Here is a 15,131-nt window from a genome sequence, read left to right as displayed (position 1 = left end):
GGCCCTGTGGGCATCCCAAACGCTGTGCGCTTAGTCCAATGGGTTCAAGGAAGAAAATGTCATGATGCCGAAAACTGCCATCGTCGAGATCTGCGGGAAGTACAAGGTTTATACCGAGCACTATCCCAACACTGCCGCTGACAAGACCATCATTCTGGTCAACGGCTCACTGGCAACGACCGCATCTTTTGCCCAAACGGTGCGTTACCTGCAGCCGCGATTCAATGTAGTTCTCTACGACCAGCCCTACGCCGGTCAGTCGAAGCAACACAACCTCCACGGCCAACCGATCCGAAAGGAAGACGAGGCAGCGATACTGCTGGATTTAATCGAACACTTTGGTGCGCACCATGTGCTGTCCTTTTCCTGGGGCGGTGCGGCTACCTTGCTGGCGCTGGCTCAGCGGCCGCGACGAATCGAGAAGGCGGTGATCAATTCATTCGCAGCGCGTATCAATACGCCGATGCGCGATTACCTGGAGCACGGCATGAACCATCTCCAGGCTTGCGACCGCCTCAATGTCGGTCACTTGATCAACAGCACGATCGGCAAGCACCTGCCATCGCTGTTCAAACGCTTTAATGACCGCCATGTCAGAAGCCTGGCCGAGCACGAGTACAGGCAGATGCATTTCCACGTCAATGAGGTGCTGACCCAAGACACCCATTGCTATGTCGCCTGTGCCGCTGCTATCGAAATACCGCTGCTGTTTGTCAACGGCGAATGGGATGAGTACACCTCGGCCGAAGACGCCCGGCTGTTCGCCGATCATGCGTCTCAGTCCCGGTTCCATACCATCAAGAATGCCGGGCACTTCCTCGATTTGGAACATCCGGCGGCCTGGCATGACACCCGGCAGGCTTTGCTCGGTTTTCTGGACCCAGCTTCCAGGAGGCAGGGCCGTGTTGCCTCAGATATCCAGGTCAATCACGTATGAGCCATTAAATTCCGGATTTTCATTAATGCCATTTTTTGCATAGCCCCGGGCGTTGCAAATGACACGAGTTTTGCCCACTTGGTAGTCAAAGCTCCCATGGGTATGGCCATGCAGCCAAAGTGCCGGCTGCCAGACGTTGATCCGGTCTTCGAGGTTTGAAACAAAACTCGCGTTAATCGGCGAATTCTCAAACAGCAGGCCTATGCTCAACCGTGTCGGTGCAAAATGCGAAACCACCACCGTGGGAGTGGTTTTGTCGCGGGAGAAGCAGTCTTCCAACCAGGCGACTGTCTGTAAAAAAACCAGTTGGGAAACTGCCGGGCTGAACAGATCTGGAAAATCTGGTGCGATTTTTATGTGGGTGAAGTCCCGCATGAGCTTCGTAGCCAGATCAACACCCTGTGCCCGATCCTCTGCAGAATCGAAAAGCCGATAGTCAGACCACAGCGTGCAACCCAAGAACCGCACGCCGTTGTGGAGATACTCCGAGCGTTCCAATACGTGGATCTGTGTACCTTCCGACAACCTGTTCAAGTGCTGGTAGGTAGAGATCAAGTCGCTGCCATAGAACTCGTGATTCCCTGCCACGTACACGATCGGAACAGGGCACGATTTGGCCCACTCGATGGCCGTAGCCGGTCGGGAGATGTCTCCGGCGAGGACGACAAGATCGGCATCCACATCGGGAAAAGGTAACGCGTTGACGGACAAGTGGATGTCTGACAGCAAGGCGATGCGCATCGATCAACTCCTACTTATTTTGGATGGTAACGAGAACAGCTCAATGACGGACATTCGCTGGCGTCAGTTTGTGTAGTCGACAACGGGCCTCAAACGCCGCTCCATAATGATCGTGCGCTCGACCCCGTGAAATTCGTCGCGAACTTTTCGATAACCCAGCTTGAAGTAAAAGGCTTCTGCGGTGATGGAGGAGGGGACGCGCAGTACCTCGATTTTTGCTTCTTGGGCGACAGATTGAAGGGTTGCCATCAACTGCCTACCGAGTCCAACGCCCTGATGGCTTGGCTCGACGAATACGCTGCGCACAACGTTTTGGTCAAGGCTGGCCGTGGCGACTACACGCTTATCGATGGTGGCGACAAAGACCTGGCGTTGGCTCAACAAGGCGCGGATGGCCTCGGTAGAAAAGCTTTTCTCTACCTGGGTGATGACGTCGGGCGGGTAGTCCAGGGCATTGGACTGGCGCAGAGATTGAATGATGACCTGGCTGATGGCTGCCGCATCGTCAGGGGTGGCGAGTCGAATCTGGTTATTCATTTTTAAGACCTCGATCCTTGTGTCCTTACCAAAATCCTTTAGTCCGATCTTGAGCGGTCAATGTCGCAATAGCCTGCGCCAGCGACTATTTGAGCTGCGCACCACGCGCCTCTAACAGCGCCCGCAATACCGACCGATGGCAATGCGCTTCATCTTCGCAATAACAGCCAATGGCCAGTGACGTTTGGTGGGACAACGCCGCCAACAAATCGAGCAACTGGCTGGGCGCCGGGTGGTTCATTTCGGTCTTGAACTTGCGCTTGAAGGCTTCCCACGCCTTGGCGTCTTCTGCCGCTTTGGCTTCTGCGACCAGTTCTGCACTGGGAGACAGCAACGGCTGCCACACGTCATAAAAATCCCGACTGGCAAACTCGGCTTTCGGCACGCCACGCGGCGGGCGACGCACCGTGCCCAGGCGCAGGCCTTCATTGGCTGCGCGCGGTGAACCGAGGCGCACGATATGGATGGGCACGCTCTACATTCCTTTATTACCGCGAGTTTTCGAACCACTCCAGCGCCGTGCGCCAGATGCAGATCCCCAGGAAGTAAGCCGACATCAGCAGCCAAAGCCCCATCACCAGTGGATTGATCACCGGATGGTTGACCACCAGCGACAAGCTGCACAGCAGCCAGATGGCCGTTACCGCGATGTTGATCGGCATGAACTTGCGCACGCGGAACGGGTGGAGGAACTTCATCCGGGTCACGGTCAACAGCGCCAGGCCGATGATGGTGAGAAAGGTGATCCACGGCGACGGGGCGATGATGTACAGGCACAGGGCTACCACGTTCCAGGCGGCGGGGAAGCCCTGGAAGTAGTTGTCCTTGCTCTTCATGTTGACGTTGCAGAAGCAAAACAGCGACGAGACCAGAATCAGCGACACGGACAGCAGCAGCGTGTAGTCCGGCAAGGGGATGTAACGATAAATGAACAGCGCGGGGATAAACACGTACGTCAGGTAGTCGATGACCAGATCGAGGATCGAGCCATCGAAACTTGGCAGCACCGACTGGACATTGACCTTGCGTGCCAACGCACCATCCAGCCCATCGACGATCAGGGCGACGCCCAGCCACAGCAGGCAGTTTGCGGCCTGGTTTTCCAGCAGGGCGAGGGTCGCGAGGAAGGCAGTGACCACGCCGGTGGCGGTAAAACCATGGGCGCCCCATGCTTTGAGCCTGGCGATGTGTAGGGTCGATATCACGGGGGCGTTCTCCAGAAAGTGAAGCAAGCCTGTTATCACCCCTTCAATTGGGGGTGTCGGCAAACCAAGTCAGGTTGCATGTATCGACCGGGTATCCGGGGATAAGGTTCACCATCTGTAAATCTTAGCTGGGCCGCAAAAAAATACCCCGGATAAATCCGGGGTGTTAAATGAAACATCGGCACAGGCGATACCTTTTACCCAAACGCAGTAATCGGCGGATTGACCTTGTACAGACTGGCTCATTCACAGCGCCCTGCTCATGAACACCCGACTCGTGCCTGGCGGGTCGCAAGGCACTTCCCCGAAGCGCTGCCAGCCGTGTTTTTCATAGAACTGCGGGGCCTGGAAACTGAGGGTATAGAGCACCGCCGAGCGGCAACCGCGACGACGGCCTTCGTCCTCGTACGCTTTAAGCAGTCGAGAACCAAGCCCGGAGCCGCGCAGTGACTCGGGCAAGTAGAACAGATCAAGAAACAGCAGTCCGAGCGACGTACGCCCGGTGATACCGCCCAGCACTTGATGTGTGTCCGGATCGCGGACCGTGACCGCCAGCGACTGGCGGTCGTTGACTCCGGTCATCTGATCATTGAAGGCACTCAGCCCGGCGCTGAGTACTTGCTCGACTTCAGGTTCGATGACGTCGCTGACGACAATCAGATGGCGGTCCATGTGTTCGTTGATCCTGTGGAGGTTTGCGAGGGTGGAACACTCGCAGCCGAGGGTCATCGGGGTCAAGTGCGATAAGGGTTTCCCGTCAGCCAAACGGTGGTGGCGCATTTGTCGGCGAGGACTATCGTTGCCTGACTGGATCACTCCAACCGATGAGGACATCGTCATGAACACCAGCGATCTGCTCGAACAATTACTAAGGGCCGGCCAAGGCTCAATGTCGCAACAGGGTGGCGGTGGCGCGTCGGCTCAAGGTGGTCTCGGCGGACTCGGGGGATTGCTCGGTGGCCTGTTGGGCGGTGGTGCCGGTTCAAGCGCCGGGGGCGGTGGCCTGGGTGGTTTGCTCGGTGGTCTGCTGGGCGGTGGCTCCGCCATGGGCGGTTCGACCCAGACCCGCTCGACCCAGACTCGGTCGGGTGGCGGCACCAACTACGCGGCGCTGGCTTCGCTCGGAATGATGGCATTCCAGGCCTATCAAGCCTGGCAACGCAGCCAGGCCTCGGCGCCGCAGCAGGCACCGCGCACTGTCGACCTGTTGTCCGGCCCGGAAGTCGAGGACCACAGCCGCGCGATTCTTCGTGCATTGATTGCGGCGGCGAAGGCCGATGGCCGGATTGATGACGCCGAGAAGCAGATGATCAGCACCGAAATCGGCCGCCACACGGATGACCCAGAGCTCCAGCAATGGCTGGACGATGAAGTCGCGCGGCCACTGGACGCCGCCGATGTGGCGCAGTCGGCCACGGATTCCGGCATGGCGGCGGAGATGTACCTGGCCAGTGTGATGCTGGTGGACGATCAGCAGGACGCCGAACGCAGCTATCTGGATGAACTGGCTGCGGCGCTGAGTATCGATCCGCAGCTGCAAGTGCATCTGGAGCAACAGGCCAAAGGTGGTGTGGCCTGATGATCGTTCCCGCGCTCCACTCTGCGTGGGAACGATCATAATCAGCTGAAGCCTTGGGCTCTACCGGGTTTCAGGCGTTATTCGGCACCAGAAACGTAACGCCGAAGCTCTCGGCGATTGCCAGTATCCGCGGCAAATCCTGCGGCACTTTGAGCTGATCCACCGCGGCAAAGAACTGACCACCGCGCGGATCAGAGACCACGCCGATCATCTTTGCCGTCGCGCTGATGTTCTTGTAAGCATGAACAGTCCCAGCAGGAATATGCACATAACCCCCGGGGAAAACGGTGGTGGCCTTGCCCGCAACCGTCACTTCCACCTGCCCGTCAATGACGTAGAACGCTTCGTCCCAAGGGTGAAAGTGCGGAGGCGGCCCGCCGCCTTGCACGCCTTCCTGGATATGCATTTCAAAAGGTTTGCTCAGATCCCCGCCCGCGAGAATGGTGATGGCCTCACCCACGACATTGACCGGGTCGGGGGTTTTTTCGGGCTCGATGACATGAACCGTTCGCATGATTGCTCTCCGAAGGGTGTGTCTACACTCGCTGAGTATATTCACTTGATCTGGCGCCGGGTGCCGCGACACAAGCCCGTCTGTCCGGGCGATTTCAACGCCGATGGAATTTTCTTCGGGGGGTGTCGCTCTGCTGATGTAGAGACGTGCTGATTCAGCGTCCTGCCACTGGCCTCAGACCGAGAGACGACCCCATGACTGCCCTGACACGACTTGAATCCCAGCCGGCCCACCAACGCGCGATCCTGACCGCCGGCAGCCTGAAACCTATCTACGAACAGTTATTGCTGAGCGACGATATCGAGCACCAGCGTGCACTTGGTCAATCCTTTCTCGAGGCTCAACTTGCGCACGCAACGGACCTGCCTGAGGACATGCCGCGAGACCTGTCGGCGTTGCAAACCTTTGTCGAACAGCACTGCGCCGACGTGGCACGCCAATACGCCGACTACCTGCAAAAGCGCAAGGACGGGGCGCCACGGCAGTTCTTCACTAACAAGGCGCACGCGTTGTTTTTCCTGCAAGCCGTTGCCCCGACCAAACTGGTGGACGGCGCGTGGCTGTATGGCCTGCTGCGGCACTGGCATGACCCTCGTTTTGAAGGGCTGATTTGCACCTACCTGGAAGAGCTGGGCGACGGCAACCCGGCGCAAAATCATGTGGTGATCTACCGCAAGCTGCTCGCCGAACATGGCTTGCAGGACAACGCGTTCATCCCGGACAAGCGTTACCTGCAAGGCGCGGTGCAATTGGCGCTGGGTTATTGCAGCGACGATTTTTTGCCGGAAGTGATCGGCTACAACCTCGGTTATGAACAACTGCCGCTGCATTTGCTGATCAGCGCCTATGAACTCAGCGAGCTGGGCATCGATCCGTATTACTTCACCCTGCACGTGACCATCGACAATGCCAGCACCGGCCACGCGCAAAAGGCCGTGCAATCGGTGCTGCAATTGTTGCCGGTGGAAGCCGACCGTGAAGACTTTCTGCGCAGGGTTGCGCTGGGTTATCGGCTCAACGATCTGGGGCAGGGCAGTCGCGCGATCATCGAGTCGTTCGACCTGTACGGCGAGTTGCTGAGCATGCTTGAGCGCAAGCGCCCGTTTGGTCAGCACATGCATTCCGACTATTGCCGATTTGAAGGCAAGACCGTCAATCAATGGTTGTCGTCGCCGGAGCAGTTGCCAGGCTTTCTCAGCGCGATGGAAAACAAGGGCTGGATCAAGCGTCACCAGGACCCGCAAGCCAGCCGTTTCTGGCAATTGGTCGATGGCAACGGCGCGGCCATGTTCGGGGTGTTCAGCCCCTACGAAAAACAACTGCTGCACGACTGGATTGCCGGGGACTGGCGACCTGAGCGAGCGCCGGCCGCGGTTCGACGCGGTAGCAGTGCCGCGACCGAACCACTAGTGCCCGTCAATGACCCGGATGTCCAAAGCCTGCACGCTACACTTAAAGGGCTTGCCGCCGACGAGCAAATGCAGGTCTTGATTCCGTGGTTGTCCGCCCATCGGCACGCCCATCCCGCTGGCCTGATGGCCACGCGACGGTTCATCGAACTCAAATCCGGTTTTCGATAGGGAGCCCTTCATGAATCAGGAAGAACACCTTAGCGCCGCCGATCTGGCTCTGCTGCAACTGGGGCGCCGCTTGCAGGCCGACGGTTACCGTTTCATCACGCCAACGCCGCTGACCCATCAACGGGTCAATGATCGCGTATTCGGGCAAAGCGCTCGGACCCTGCGCGAAGTATTCGGCTGGTCGCGGCCGTTTGAGCCCGGTCTGTTGTCGGTGGATGAGCAGCGGCAGTTGCAACAGGCAGGTGTCCTCGAGGAATGCAATGGTCGACTGAAAAGTCATGTGCGCTGGTCAAGCCTCGATGATCTGTTGTTCGTGCATTCGGGTTACCCCACTGATGCCGCTGACGCGGTGTTCTTCGGCCCCGACACTTATCGTTTTGCACAACTGATTCACGCTCATCTGCAACAGAGCTTCGCGCCGATCAGGCGCGCCGTGGACATTGGTTGCGGCGCTGGCGTCGGAGCGATTGTGATTGCCCGCGCCCGCCGTGAGGCCGAAGTACTGGCCGTCGACATCAACCCGTTGGCGTTACGCATGACCGCAGTCAATACCGCGCTCGCCGAGGTGGCTAACGTCAGCATCGAGGCCAGCGATGTGCTGCAAGACGTCGACGGCCACTTTGACCTGATCGTCGCCAATCCGCCCTACATGGCCGACCCGGCCGAGCGTGCTTACCGGCATGGCGGCGGCGCGCTTGGTGCGCAATTGTCGTTGCGCATTGTCGAGCAAGCCCTGTATCGGTTGGCCCCTGGTGGCTCCCTGGTGCTGTACACCGGGGTGGCGATGATCGATGGCCTCGACCCGTTTCTGGATGCGGTGACTCCGTATCTGGAATCGCCGATGTTCGGCTGGACCTACCACGAACTCGACCCCGATGTGTTCGGTGAAGAACTGTTGACCCCTGGCTATCAGCGGGTGGAACGCATTGCCGTCGTCGCCCTGATCGTCACGCGCATCGGCCCAGGCATCGGGGGAACCGTTACGTCGTCCGCAGGTGCGCCATGACCAGGAGCCTGGACGATTACAATCGCATGCGCGATTTCTCGGCGACCTCTGAACCGGCCGCCGATAAACGTTCGGGCAAAAAAACCGCGAAAGACCATGCCTTGCAGTTCTGCATCCAGAAGCACGACGCCTCGCGCCTGCATTACGACTTTCGTTTGGAGCTCGATGGCGCACTGAAAAGCTGGGCGGTGCCCAAAGGCCCGTCACTGGATCCCAAGGTCAAGCGCCTGGCGGTCCACGTCGAGGACCATCCGATTGATTACGCAACCTTCGAGGGCAGCATTCCCGAAGGGCATTACGGCGCCGGCGACGTGATCGTCTGGGACCGGGGGGTGTGGATTCCTCAGGATGATCCGGCCAAGGCGTACGCCAAGGGCAAGCTTAAATTCGAGCTAAAGGGCGAGAAGCTCGGTGGCCTGTGGAACCTGGTGCGCACGCATCTGCCGGGCAAGCAGGAGCAATGGTTTCTGATCAAGCATCAGGACGGCGCGGCCAAACCCGAAAGCGATTACGACGTGGTCGCCGCCGAGCCCGACAGTGTGCTCAGTGACCGGACCATCGTGGCCAAAAAGTCGAAGACCGCTACCAAACCCAAACCCAAGCCCAAGCCCAAACCCAAACCCAAACCCATCAAAAATACCACCACCCCGGCGCGCAAGGAAAAACCGGCGCCATTGACGGGCGCCCGCAAAGCCAAATTGCCGGAGCTGCTCAAACCGGAACTGGCGACGCTGGTCGAAAAGGCCCCGGGCGGCGAGTGGAGCTATGAGATCAAGTTCGATGGCTATCGGATCATGACCCGTATCGACCACGACGAAGTCAAACTGTTCACCCGCAACGGCCACGACTGGACCCATAAACTGCCCAGACAAGCCGAGGCGTTGGCGGCGCTAGGCCTCGAATCCGCCTGGCTCGACGGGGAAATGGTGGTCGCCGACGAGCAGGGCGTGCCGGACTTTCAGGCCTTGCAAAACGCCTTCGACTCAGGCCGTAGCGGCAACATCGTTTACTACCTGTTCGACATGCCTTACCTCAACGGCGTGGACCTGTGCGAAGTGCCTGTCGAGGAGCGAAGGGTTGCGCTGTCGACAGTACTCAACCCCAACAAAGACCCGCTGCTGCGCTTCTCCGATGCCTTTAGCGAAGAACCGGAAGCCTTGCTCAACAGCGCCTGCCAGATGCAGATGGAAGGGCTGATCGGCAAGCGCCTGGGCTCGCCTTACGTGTCGCGGCGCAGCAGCGACTGGATCAAGCTCAAGTGCAAGCATCGGCAGGAATTTGTGGTCGTCGGTTTCACCGACCCGAAAGGCTCGCGCAATGCCTTCGGTGCGCTGCTGCTGGGGTTGCATGACCGCGACAGCGGTGAGTTGCGTTACGCGGGCAAAGTCGGCACCGGGTTCAACGAGACGACGCTCAAGCGCATCTACGAGCAACTGAAACCGCTGCAAAGCAAAAAGATTTCGGTGGTCAATCCACCGAGCGGTTTTGACGCCAAGGGTGTGCACTGGCTCAAGCCCACGCTGCTGGCGGAGGTCGCTTTTGCCGAAATGACCAAAGAAGGTTCAGTTCGTCATGCGGTGTTCCATGGTCTGCGTGACGACAAACCTGCCGAAGACATTACCGAGGAGCGTCCGAAAGCCGTGAAGACTTCAGCCGCGAAAAAAACCACTGCCGAAAAACCTTCCACCCCTGCCAAAAAGAAAGCCGCGCCCGCGCCCTCACAAATCGGCCTGGGCGAGGGCAAGGTCCGCATCACTCACCCGGACCGGGTCATCGACGCCAGCAGCGGCACCACCAAAGTGCAACTGGCGGAGTATTACGCCAGCGTCGCCGAATGGATTCTGCCCGAGCTCAAGGACCGGCCCGTGGCGCTGGTGCGCGCCCCGGACGGCATCGCCGGCGAATTGTTTTTCCAGAAGAACGCCGAGCGCCTGGCCATTCCGGGGATCACCACCCTGGACAAGGCACTCACCGGCCAACCGGTGATGATCATCAACAACGCCGAAGCCCTGATCGGCGCCGTGCAGATGAGCACCGTTGAGCTGCACACCTGGAACGCCACCTCGGACAACCTCGACAAACCCGACCGCTTCGTCCTCGACCTCGACCCGGACCCGGCGCTGCCCTGGAAAAGCATGGTCGAAGCCACCCAGCTGACCCTCTCGGTACTCGATGAACTGGGGCTCAAGGCGTTCCTCAAGACCAGCGGCGGCAAAGGGATTCACTTGGTGGTACCACTGACTCGCAAGCTGGGTTGGGATGAGGTGAAAGACTTCAGCCACGCGATTGTCAGCCACATGGCCAAGTTGCTGCCGGAGCGTTTTTCCGCCGTGTCGGGACCGAAGAACCGGGTCGGGCGGATCTTCATCGATTACCTGCGCAACGGCCTTGGCGCCACGACCATCTGCGCCTACGCCGTGCGCACCCGCGAAGGGCTGCCGGTGTCAGTGCCGATCTTTCGCGAAGAGGTGGGCGAGCTCAAGGGTGGCAATCAGTGGAACGTGCACACTGTGCATGGACGCCTGGCCGAGGTCGGTGATGAACCTTGGGCCGACCTGAAGAAAACCCGGCAGTCGATCACCGCCGAAATGCGGCGGCGGGTTGGGATGAAGAAGTAGCGGTTGGGGTGAACACGATAGGTGTAGGAGCTGGCGAAGCCTGCGATCTTGGCGATAGTGGTTACACCGACAACATCAAGATCAAAAGATCGCAGCCTGCGGCAGCTCCTACAGGGGTTACTTGATGAACGCCTGTAGGTCACTGGTCAGCTTGTCGATCGCCACTTTGAAATCCTTGGTGGTGATCTTCTGGCTGGCGTTTGACAGGGTGCTGCCAAAGACTTTTCGCACCACTTTCGCCACGGTCTGGTTGTTGCTGGCGTCGATAAACTCGGCCTCGATGAACAGTGTGGTGTCCTGATCGCGGTGACCACTGACAGCGGAAACACCCCCCACGACGGCGGCAACCGGAACCACTTCATACCACTTCATGCCTTCGTTTTCGGCATTCACCCCGGTGATCGCCGCGCGCATGATCAAGGTTTTTGAACCGGCCGGCGCTGATTTTGCGCTCGACACCACCCGATACTTCTGGTCCAGCACGCCTTTGGCCTTGCTGGTCATGTAGCTCTGCAACTCGTCCAGGGTTTGCTGGTTAACCCGCTCAGTGGGCTTGGGCGCCGGGTAGAGCTCCAGCTTATTGAAAACCACGGTGTTATAGGCATCTGGATTCCAGGACGGGCTCACCCAGCGCATGGCTGTTTCGCCGCTGGTGGTGGTGACCTGCTGCAAGTTGTTGTAGTTGGACAGGAAGCCGGAATACTGCTCACGCTCGGTGACTTTCGAGGTGCAACCGCCGATCAGCAGGCTGGTCAGCGCAATGCCAATAAACAGCTTTCGGGACAGGTTCATTGTGGTGAGTGCTCCATGGATTGATGTCGGTGACCTTGTTCAGAGCATAGGTGGCCGGCCGCAATGCGCCAGGATTCGCCCAGGGGAACAGTAAAAGTTCGTGCGGGGGAGGGCATGGGGCGGCGAGCCCGGCTCGCCGCCCCAACGACTATTGCTTGCCAACAGCGGCCGCCAGCAACGGCGCGATCTGTTCATCGGTCAGTGCCGCCTGGACCTCCATGGTCATGAGGTCGCTCCATTCCAGCACCCACTTCTGAATGGCCGCCGGATCACTGGCCTCTGCCACGCCAAAACCGGATGCACCACCGACGGCGTGCCAGCGCCCCAGCATCTTGACGCCCGCGGGTGGAGCCCCCCCGGTCTTGAGGAAACGCTCGATCGCGCTGTTACGATTTGCCGAACTGATAGACCAACTGACTATGAATAACATTTGCCACCTCCTGCTACGGATTGGCACCTGTTGCTCTTCGCGCACCTGGCGGGTGCCGGGACCACGGTCACGCTTGAGTTTCCAGCTTCATCCCTGACTGGCTTGAAACCATTGCTCCCATGAGAAGGCATAGCAGCGGCCAAGACTCTGCGTATGACCGCTGATCCTGTTTCATTGCCTTTTTATCAGTCCGTGGATTCAATGACATCGGCTCGCTGGAAGGACTCACGCGTCGCGCAACAGGTCGTTGGCATTGAGCAGCTCGTAGGCAATCTCCGGGCGCTTCTCCAGTGCGCGGCGAATCGCGGCCGGGATCGACTGACGGGTTTTGCGGCATAGCCCTGGTTGTTCGCCAAGGTTAATACCGATACCGCGCATGGTGCGTACTTCGTTGAAACTGGGGACGATGTCCACGCGGATGCCCAACTGCTCGTACATCCGCCGTTGCACACGCTCAAGGTCACTCAGGCTCTGGAGGTTTTCCAGGCGTTCGACCAGGCGCTTTTCTTCCGAACGGGTCAGAAACAGGATACGCACGTCCGCCCCCGGTGTTTCCAGCAGCGGGTCACGCCCGCAGTCGCAGGCGCCGGGCGGGCAGGGTTGGCGGATCGGAGGCGTGGTGGTCATGGGGTTCAATCATAGAGTGCTCCAATCCGGTTTGCCCATAGGGTTTTTGCCCTTCTGGCGAACGGGTCACGCCGGGTCTAGGCTTAAGAGTCGTGCACAGGCCCAGGAGCGGGATCAATGAAAGCCAACGCGAGTGTTTTCTGCCTGTTGTTCACCCTGGCGCTGATCCCCGGGGCTCGTGCCGACGATCCGCCAACACCGGACGCCACCCCGACGATTAACCCGCAAGTGGTCGATAAACTCATCGATATGGGCACCTACCTACGCAGTCTGGCGACGTTTCAGGTTGATGCCGAAGTGTCCCGGGATACCGTTCTGGAGTCCGGCCAGAAGATCAAGACCGAGGCCTCCACTGTCTTGAAAGTGGTGGGTCGCGATCGGATGTATGCCAAGACGCAAGGCGATGTTCGAACGCGAGAGTTCTTCTACAACGGCAAGAAACTGACCCAGTATTCACCGTTTCTCAAGTACTACACCACCGTGGATGCGCCGCCTGAAGTCTCCGATACGCTGCACTTGATAGAAAACCATTACGGGATTCAGGTGCCCATGGAGGACCTGTTTCTGTTTGGCAGCGATCAGGCGCAGATCGATGCGCTGAAAGAGGCGCTGTATGTCGGCCCGTCGACGATCAAGGGGCAACTGTGTGATCACCTGGCCTTTCGGCAGGAGGGCGTTGACTGGCAGTTGTGGATCACCCGATCCGAGAAGCCGTTGCCGTGCAAACTGGTGATCACTACCACCGATGAACCGGGGTTTCCGGAATACAGCGCGGTGTATCGCTGGAACCTGAAGCCAGGCATCAAGGACTCGATCTTCACCTTCGCACCGGGTAAGGGCGATGTGGCGATTCCTTTGAAGAAAGCCAGTGATCAGGGAGGGGAATGACATGAACAGGACGAAGTCGTGGAGCCTGTTGTTATCGCTCGTAACCACCTCGGTACTGACGCTGAGCCTGGTCACTTATGTGGATGCCCGACCCCAGCGCGCCCAAGGGCATGCCAGGGCATCGGTCAATCGTGCGCCGCCGCCCACTGCCCAAAGGGCTCAGCGCGTCAACACCGGCAATACCGCGCAACGCGCTACCAACGTCAACGCGGGCAATCGGGTCAATGCCGGCAACACGGTCGGCAACCGAACCAACATCAACAACAGCACCCGTAACGTCAACATCGACAACAGCCGCGACGTGGACATCGATGTAGACGGGCGTGGCCGCTATGGCTACGACAATCACTACCATCCGATCGCCACGGCGGCGGCCGTCACCGCAACGGTCGCGGTGACAGCGGCGGTGGTCGGGTCGATCTTCACGCCTGCGCAACTGCCCCCCAGTTGCGTGCAAGTCATCCAGTACAACACGGCTTACATGCAGTGCGGTTCAACCTGGTATCAACCGCAGTATCAGGGCAGCGATGTGACTTATGTCGTGGTTAATGCGCCTTGAGTCGGGGGGATCACGTTCCGACTGCTTGATTTTAGAGGAGACGCAGCATGGAGCGATTCACGGGTGGGTGCCTGTGCGGCAACGTCCGAATTGAGGCGTCAGGACTCCCGTATCGGGTCGGCCTTTGTCACTGTCTCGACTGCCGCAAGCATCATGGGGCGCTTTTTCACGCATCTGCGATATTCCCTCAGAGTGCGGTGACGATCGAAGGCGAAACACGCGACTACGCCGGGCGGTTTTTCTGTCCCCGCTGCGGCTCGTCCGTTTTTGCGCGCACCGACGACGAAATCGAAGTGAACCTGGGGTCCCTGGATGCCCCAGACCAACTGATGCCAACCTACGAAAGCTGGATCGTGCGTCGCGAGTCCTGGTTGCCGCCGTTTCCGCTCACAAGACGATACGAGCGCGATCGTGATGCCACGGGTCGCTTTGAGGAGTAGGTGCCGATGCTTGAACCGGGTGTGGAATGTTGCATGAAAGTGGGCGTGATTTCCGATACCCATGGCTTGCTCCGCACCGAAGCCCTTGCTGCGCTGCAGGGTTGTGAACGGATTATTCATGCGGGCGACATCGGCAATCCCGAAATTCTCGATCAACTGGCGTCAATAGCCCCGCTGCACGTGGTCCGCGGGAACAATGATCTGGACGCCCCTTGGGCGGAAAACCTCGCCGACTGCCTATGTTTCGACCTGAACGGATGGCAGACCTTGCTGGTACATGACAGTGCCGATCTCCCAGCCGTGCTTGATGCAGGCATAAAGCTGGTGATCACCGGCCATTCGCACAAGCCACGCATAGAATGGCGCGGCGAACAGCTCTACCTCAATCCCGGCAGCGCGGGAAGACGGCGCTTCAAGCTGCCGGTGACGCTGGCTCTGCTTGAGGTGCTTGAGACCTCAATTGAGCCGCGTCTGGTCTCGCTACTGGAATGACCTTTCCCTGGATTGTTTTGGCTACACCAGTCGATGGGCGGCGTCTCCAGCCAGAAGATATCGCTATCAAACTGGGCGTTCCACACTGAGTTTTCCAGCCGCTATATACTCGACGGCCCCTTTACCCCCTCAAGCAAGAGACACCCATGGCAAACCACGATCTCACCTTTCTCCCCGACCCCGATC

18 protein-coding genes are annotated in these 15,131 nt (G+C 59.0%); 9 read left to right on the top strand and 9 right to left on the bottom strand.

The window, feature by feature from the left end:
- The first annotated feature begins 61 nt into the window (after positions 1 to 61).
- Positions 62 to 937 carry an alpha/beta fold hydrolase gene (locus WLY71_RS13070; RefSeq protein WP_347803874.1) on the top strand — a complete coding sequence of 292 codons (876 nt, stop codon included), beginning with the start codon at positions 62 to 64 and terminating at the stop codon, positions 935 to 937.
- Here WLY71_RS13070 and WLY71_RS13065 read toward each other — a convergent pair.
- The 5 genes from WLY71_RS13065 to WLY71_RS13045 all read right to left on the bottom strand — a co-directional run bounded on the left by WLY71_RS13065 (position 911) and on the right by WLY71_RS13045 (position 4,092).
- Positions 911 to 1,678, bottom strand: coding sequence for a metallophosphoesterase (locus WLY71_RS13065; protein WP_347803873.1), 768 nt, complete (start codon positions 1,676 to 1,678; stop codon positions 911 to 913). The two genes, WLY71_RS13070 and WLY71_RS13065, sit on opposite strands and share 27 nt — an antisense overlap.
- A 63-nt stretch (positions 1,679 to 1,741) precedes the next feature.
- Positions 1,742 to 2,215: a GNAT family N-acetyltransferase gene (locus WLY71_RS13060; protein WP_347803872.1), complete on the bottom strand. Its 474-nt coding sequence runs from the start codon at positions 2,213 to 2,215 to the stop codon at positions 1,742 to 1,744.
- Between the two features lie 85 nt (positions 2,216 to 2,300).
- Positions 2,301 to 2,687, bottom strand: coding sequence for a DUF488 domain-containing protein (locus WLY71_RS13055; protein WP_347803871.1), 387 nt, complete (start codon positions 2,685 to 2,687; stop codon positions 2,301 to 2,303).
- A gap of 16 nt (positions 2,688 to 2,703) precedes the next feature.
- Positions 2,704 to 3,420 carry a phosphatidylcholine synthase gene (pcsA, locus tag WLY71_RS13050; RefSeq protein ID WP_347803870.1) on the bottom strand — a complete coding sequence of 239 codons (717 nt, stop codon included), beginning with the start codon at positions 3,418 to 3,420 and terminating at the stop codon, positions 2,704 to 2,706.
- A 246-nt stretch (positions 3,421 to 3,666) separates the two neighbouring features.
- Positions 3,667 to 4,092, bottom strand: coding sequence for a GNAT family N-acetyltransferase (locus WLY71_RS13045; RefSeq protein WP_347803869.1), 426 nt, complete (start codon positions 4,090 to 4,092; stop codon positions 3,667 to 3,669).
- A gap of 166 nt (positions 4,093 to 4,258) precedes the next feature.
- On the opposite strand from WLY71_RS13045, the gene WLY71_RS13040 reads away from it, so the two are divergent.
- Complete coding sequence (locus WLY71_RS13040) at positions 4,259 to 4,999, top strand: tellurite resistance TerB family protein (RefSeq protein WP_347803868.1); 741 nt, start codon at positions 4,259 to 4,261, stop codon at positions 4,997 to 4,999.
- A 70-nt stretch (positions 5,000 to 5,069) separates the two neighbouring features.
- Here the strand turns inward: WLY71_RS13040 and WLY71_RS13035 are convergent, their stop codons facing one another.
- On the bottom strand, positions 5,070 to 5,513 hold the full coding sequence (locus tag WLY71_RS13035; protein WP_347803867.1) for a cupin domain-containing protein: 444 nt from the start codon (positions 5,511 to 5,513) through the stop codon (positions 5,070 to 5,072).
- A gap of 194 nt (positions 5,514 to 5,707) precedes the next feature.
- Between WLY71_RS13035 and WLY71_RS13030 the strand changes: the two genes are divergently transcribed.
- From WLY71_RS13030 to ligD, 3 genes are read left to right on the top strand one after another with little or no spacing between them, the layout of a single operon-like run.
- Positions 5,708 to 7,093: an iron-containing redox enzyme family protein gene (locus tag WLY71_RS13030; RefSeq protein WP_347803866.1), complete on the top strand. Its 1,386-nt coding sequence runs from the start codon at positions 5,708 to 5,710 to the stop codon at positions 7,091 to 7,093.
- Positions 7,094 to 7,103: 10 nt separating this feature from the next.
- Positions 7,104 to 8,099 (top strand): methyltransferase, encoded by a 996-nt coding sequence (locus WLY71_RS13025; protein WP_347803865.1) that lies wholly within the window; start codon positions 7,104 to 7,106, stop codon positions 8,097 to 8,099.
- Positions 8,096 to 10,717, top strand: coding sequence for a DNA ligase D (ligD, locus tag WLY71_RS13020; RefSeq protein ID WP_347803864.1), 2,622 nt, complete (start codon positions 8,096 to 8,098; stop codon positions 10,715 to 10,717). Before WLY71_RS13025 ends, ligD begins: the two co-directional genes overlap by 4 nt.
- Before the next feature lie 117 nt (positions 10,718 to 10,834).
- Here the strand turns inward: ligD and WLY71_RS13015 are convergent, their stop codons facing one another.
- From WLY71_RS13015 to WLY71_RS13005, 3 genes are all read right to left on the bottom strand, one after another.
- A complete protein-coding gene (locus tag WLY71_RS13015) occupies positions 10,835 to 11,509 on the bottom strand; it encodes a DUF3313 domain-containing protein (RefSeq protein WP_347803863.1) in 675 nt (224 codons plus the stop codon).
- 148 nt (positions 11,510 to 11,657) lie between these two features.
- On the bottom strand, positions 11,658 to 11,939 hold the full coding sequence (locus WLY71_RS13010; RefSeq protein ID WP_056741823.1) for a DUF3303 domain-containing protein: 282 nt from the start codon (positions 11,937 to 11,939) through the stop codon (positions 11,658 to 11,660).
- Between the two features lie 225 nt (positions 11,940 to 12,164).
- On the bottom strand, positions 12,165 to 12,566 hold the full coding sequence (locus tag WLY71_RS13005) for a hypothetical protein (RefSeq protein WP_149632081.1): 402 nt from the start codon (positions 12,564 to 12,566) through the stop codon (positions 12,165 to 12,167).
- Positions 12,567 to 12,683: 117 nt separating this feature from the next.
- Here WLY71_RS13005 and WLY71_RS13000 point away from each other — a divergent pair, with 117 nt between their 5' ends.
- The 4 genes from WLY71_RS13000 to WLY71_RS12985 are packed head-to-tail and all read left to right on the top strand — an operon-like array spanning position 12,684 to position 14,945.
- Entirely contained in the window at positions 12,684 to 13,454 is a 771-nt protein-coding gene (locus tag WLY71_RS13000) for a DUF2092 domain-containing protein (protein WP_347803862.1), read from the top strand.
- 1 nt (position 13,455) lies between these two features.
- Positions 13,456 to 14,013, top strand: coding sequence for a hypothetical protein (locus tag WLY71_RS12995; protein ID WP_347803861.1), 558 nt, complete (start codon positions 13,456 to 13,458; stop codon positions 14,011 to 14,013).
- 47 nt (positions 14,014 to 14,060) lie between these two features.
- A complete protein-coding gene (locus WLY71_RS12990; protein ID WP_347803860.1) occupies positions 14,061 to 14,453 on the top strand; it encodes a GFA family protein in 393 nt (130 codons plus the stop codon).
- A 33-nt stretch (positions 14,454 to 14,486) separates the two neighbouring features.
- Positions 14,487 to 14,945, top strand: coding sequence for a metallophosphoesterase family protein (locus tag WLY71_RS12985; RefSeq protein ID WP_347803859.1), 459 nt, complete (start codon positions 14,487 to 14,489; stop codon positions 14,943 to 14,945).
- Positions 14,946 to 15,131 lie beyond the last annotated feature (186 nt).

This window comes from Pseudomonas rossensis (assembly GCF_039888995.1).
GTDB classification, from domain to species: Bacteria; Pseudomonadota; Gammaproteobacteria; order Pseudomonadales; family Pseudomonadaceae; genus Aquipseudomonas; species Aquipseudomonas rossensis.
The sequence above is the reverse complement of the archived record's forward strand: the minus strand, read 5'-3'. Positions and strand labels throughout refer to the sequence as shown.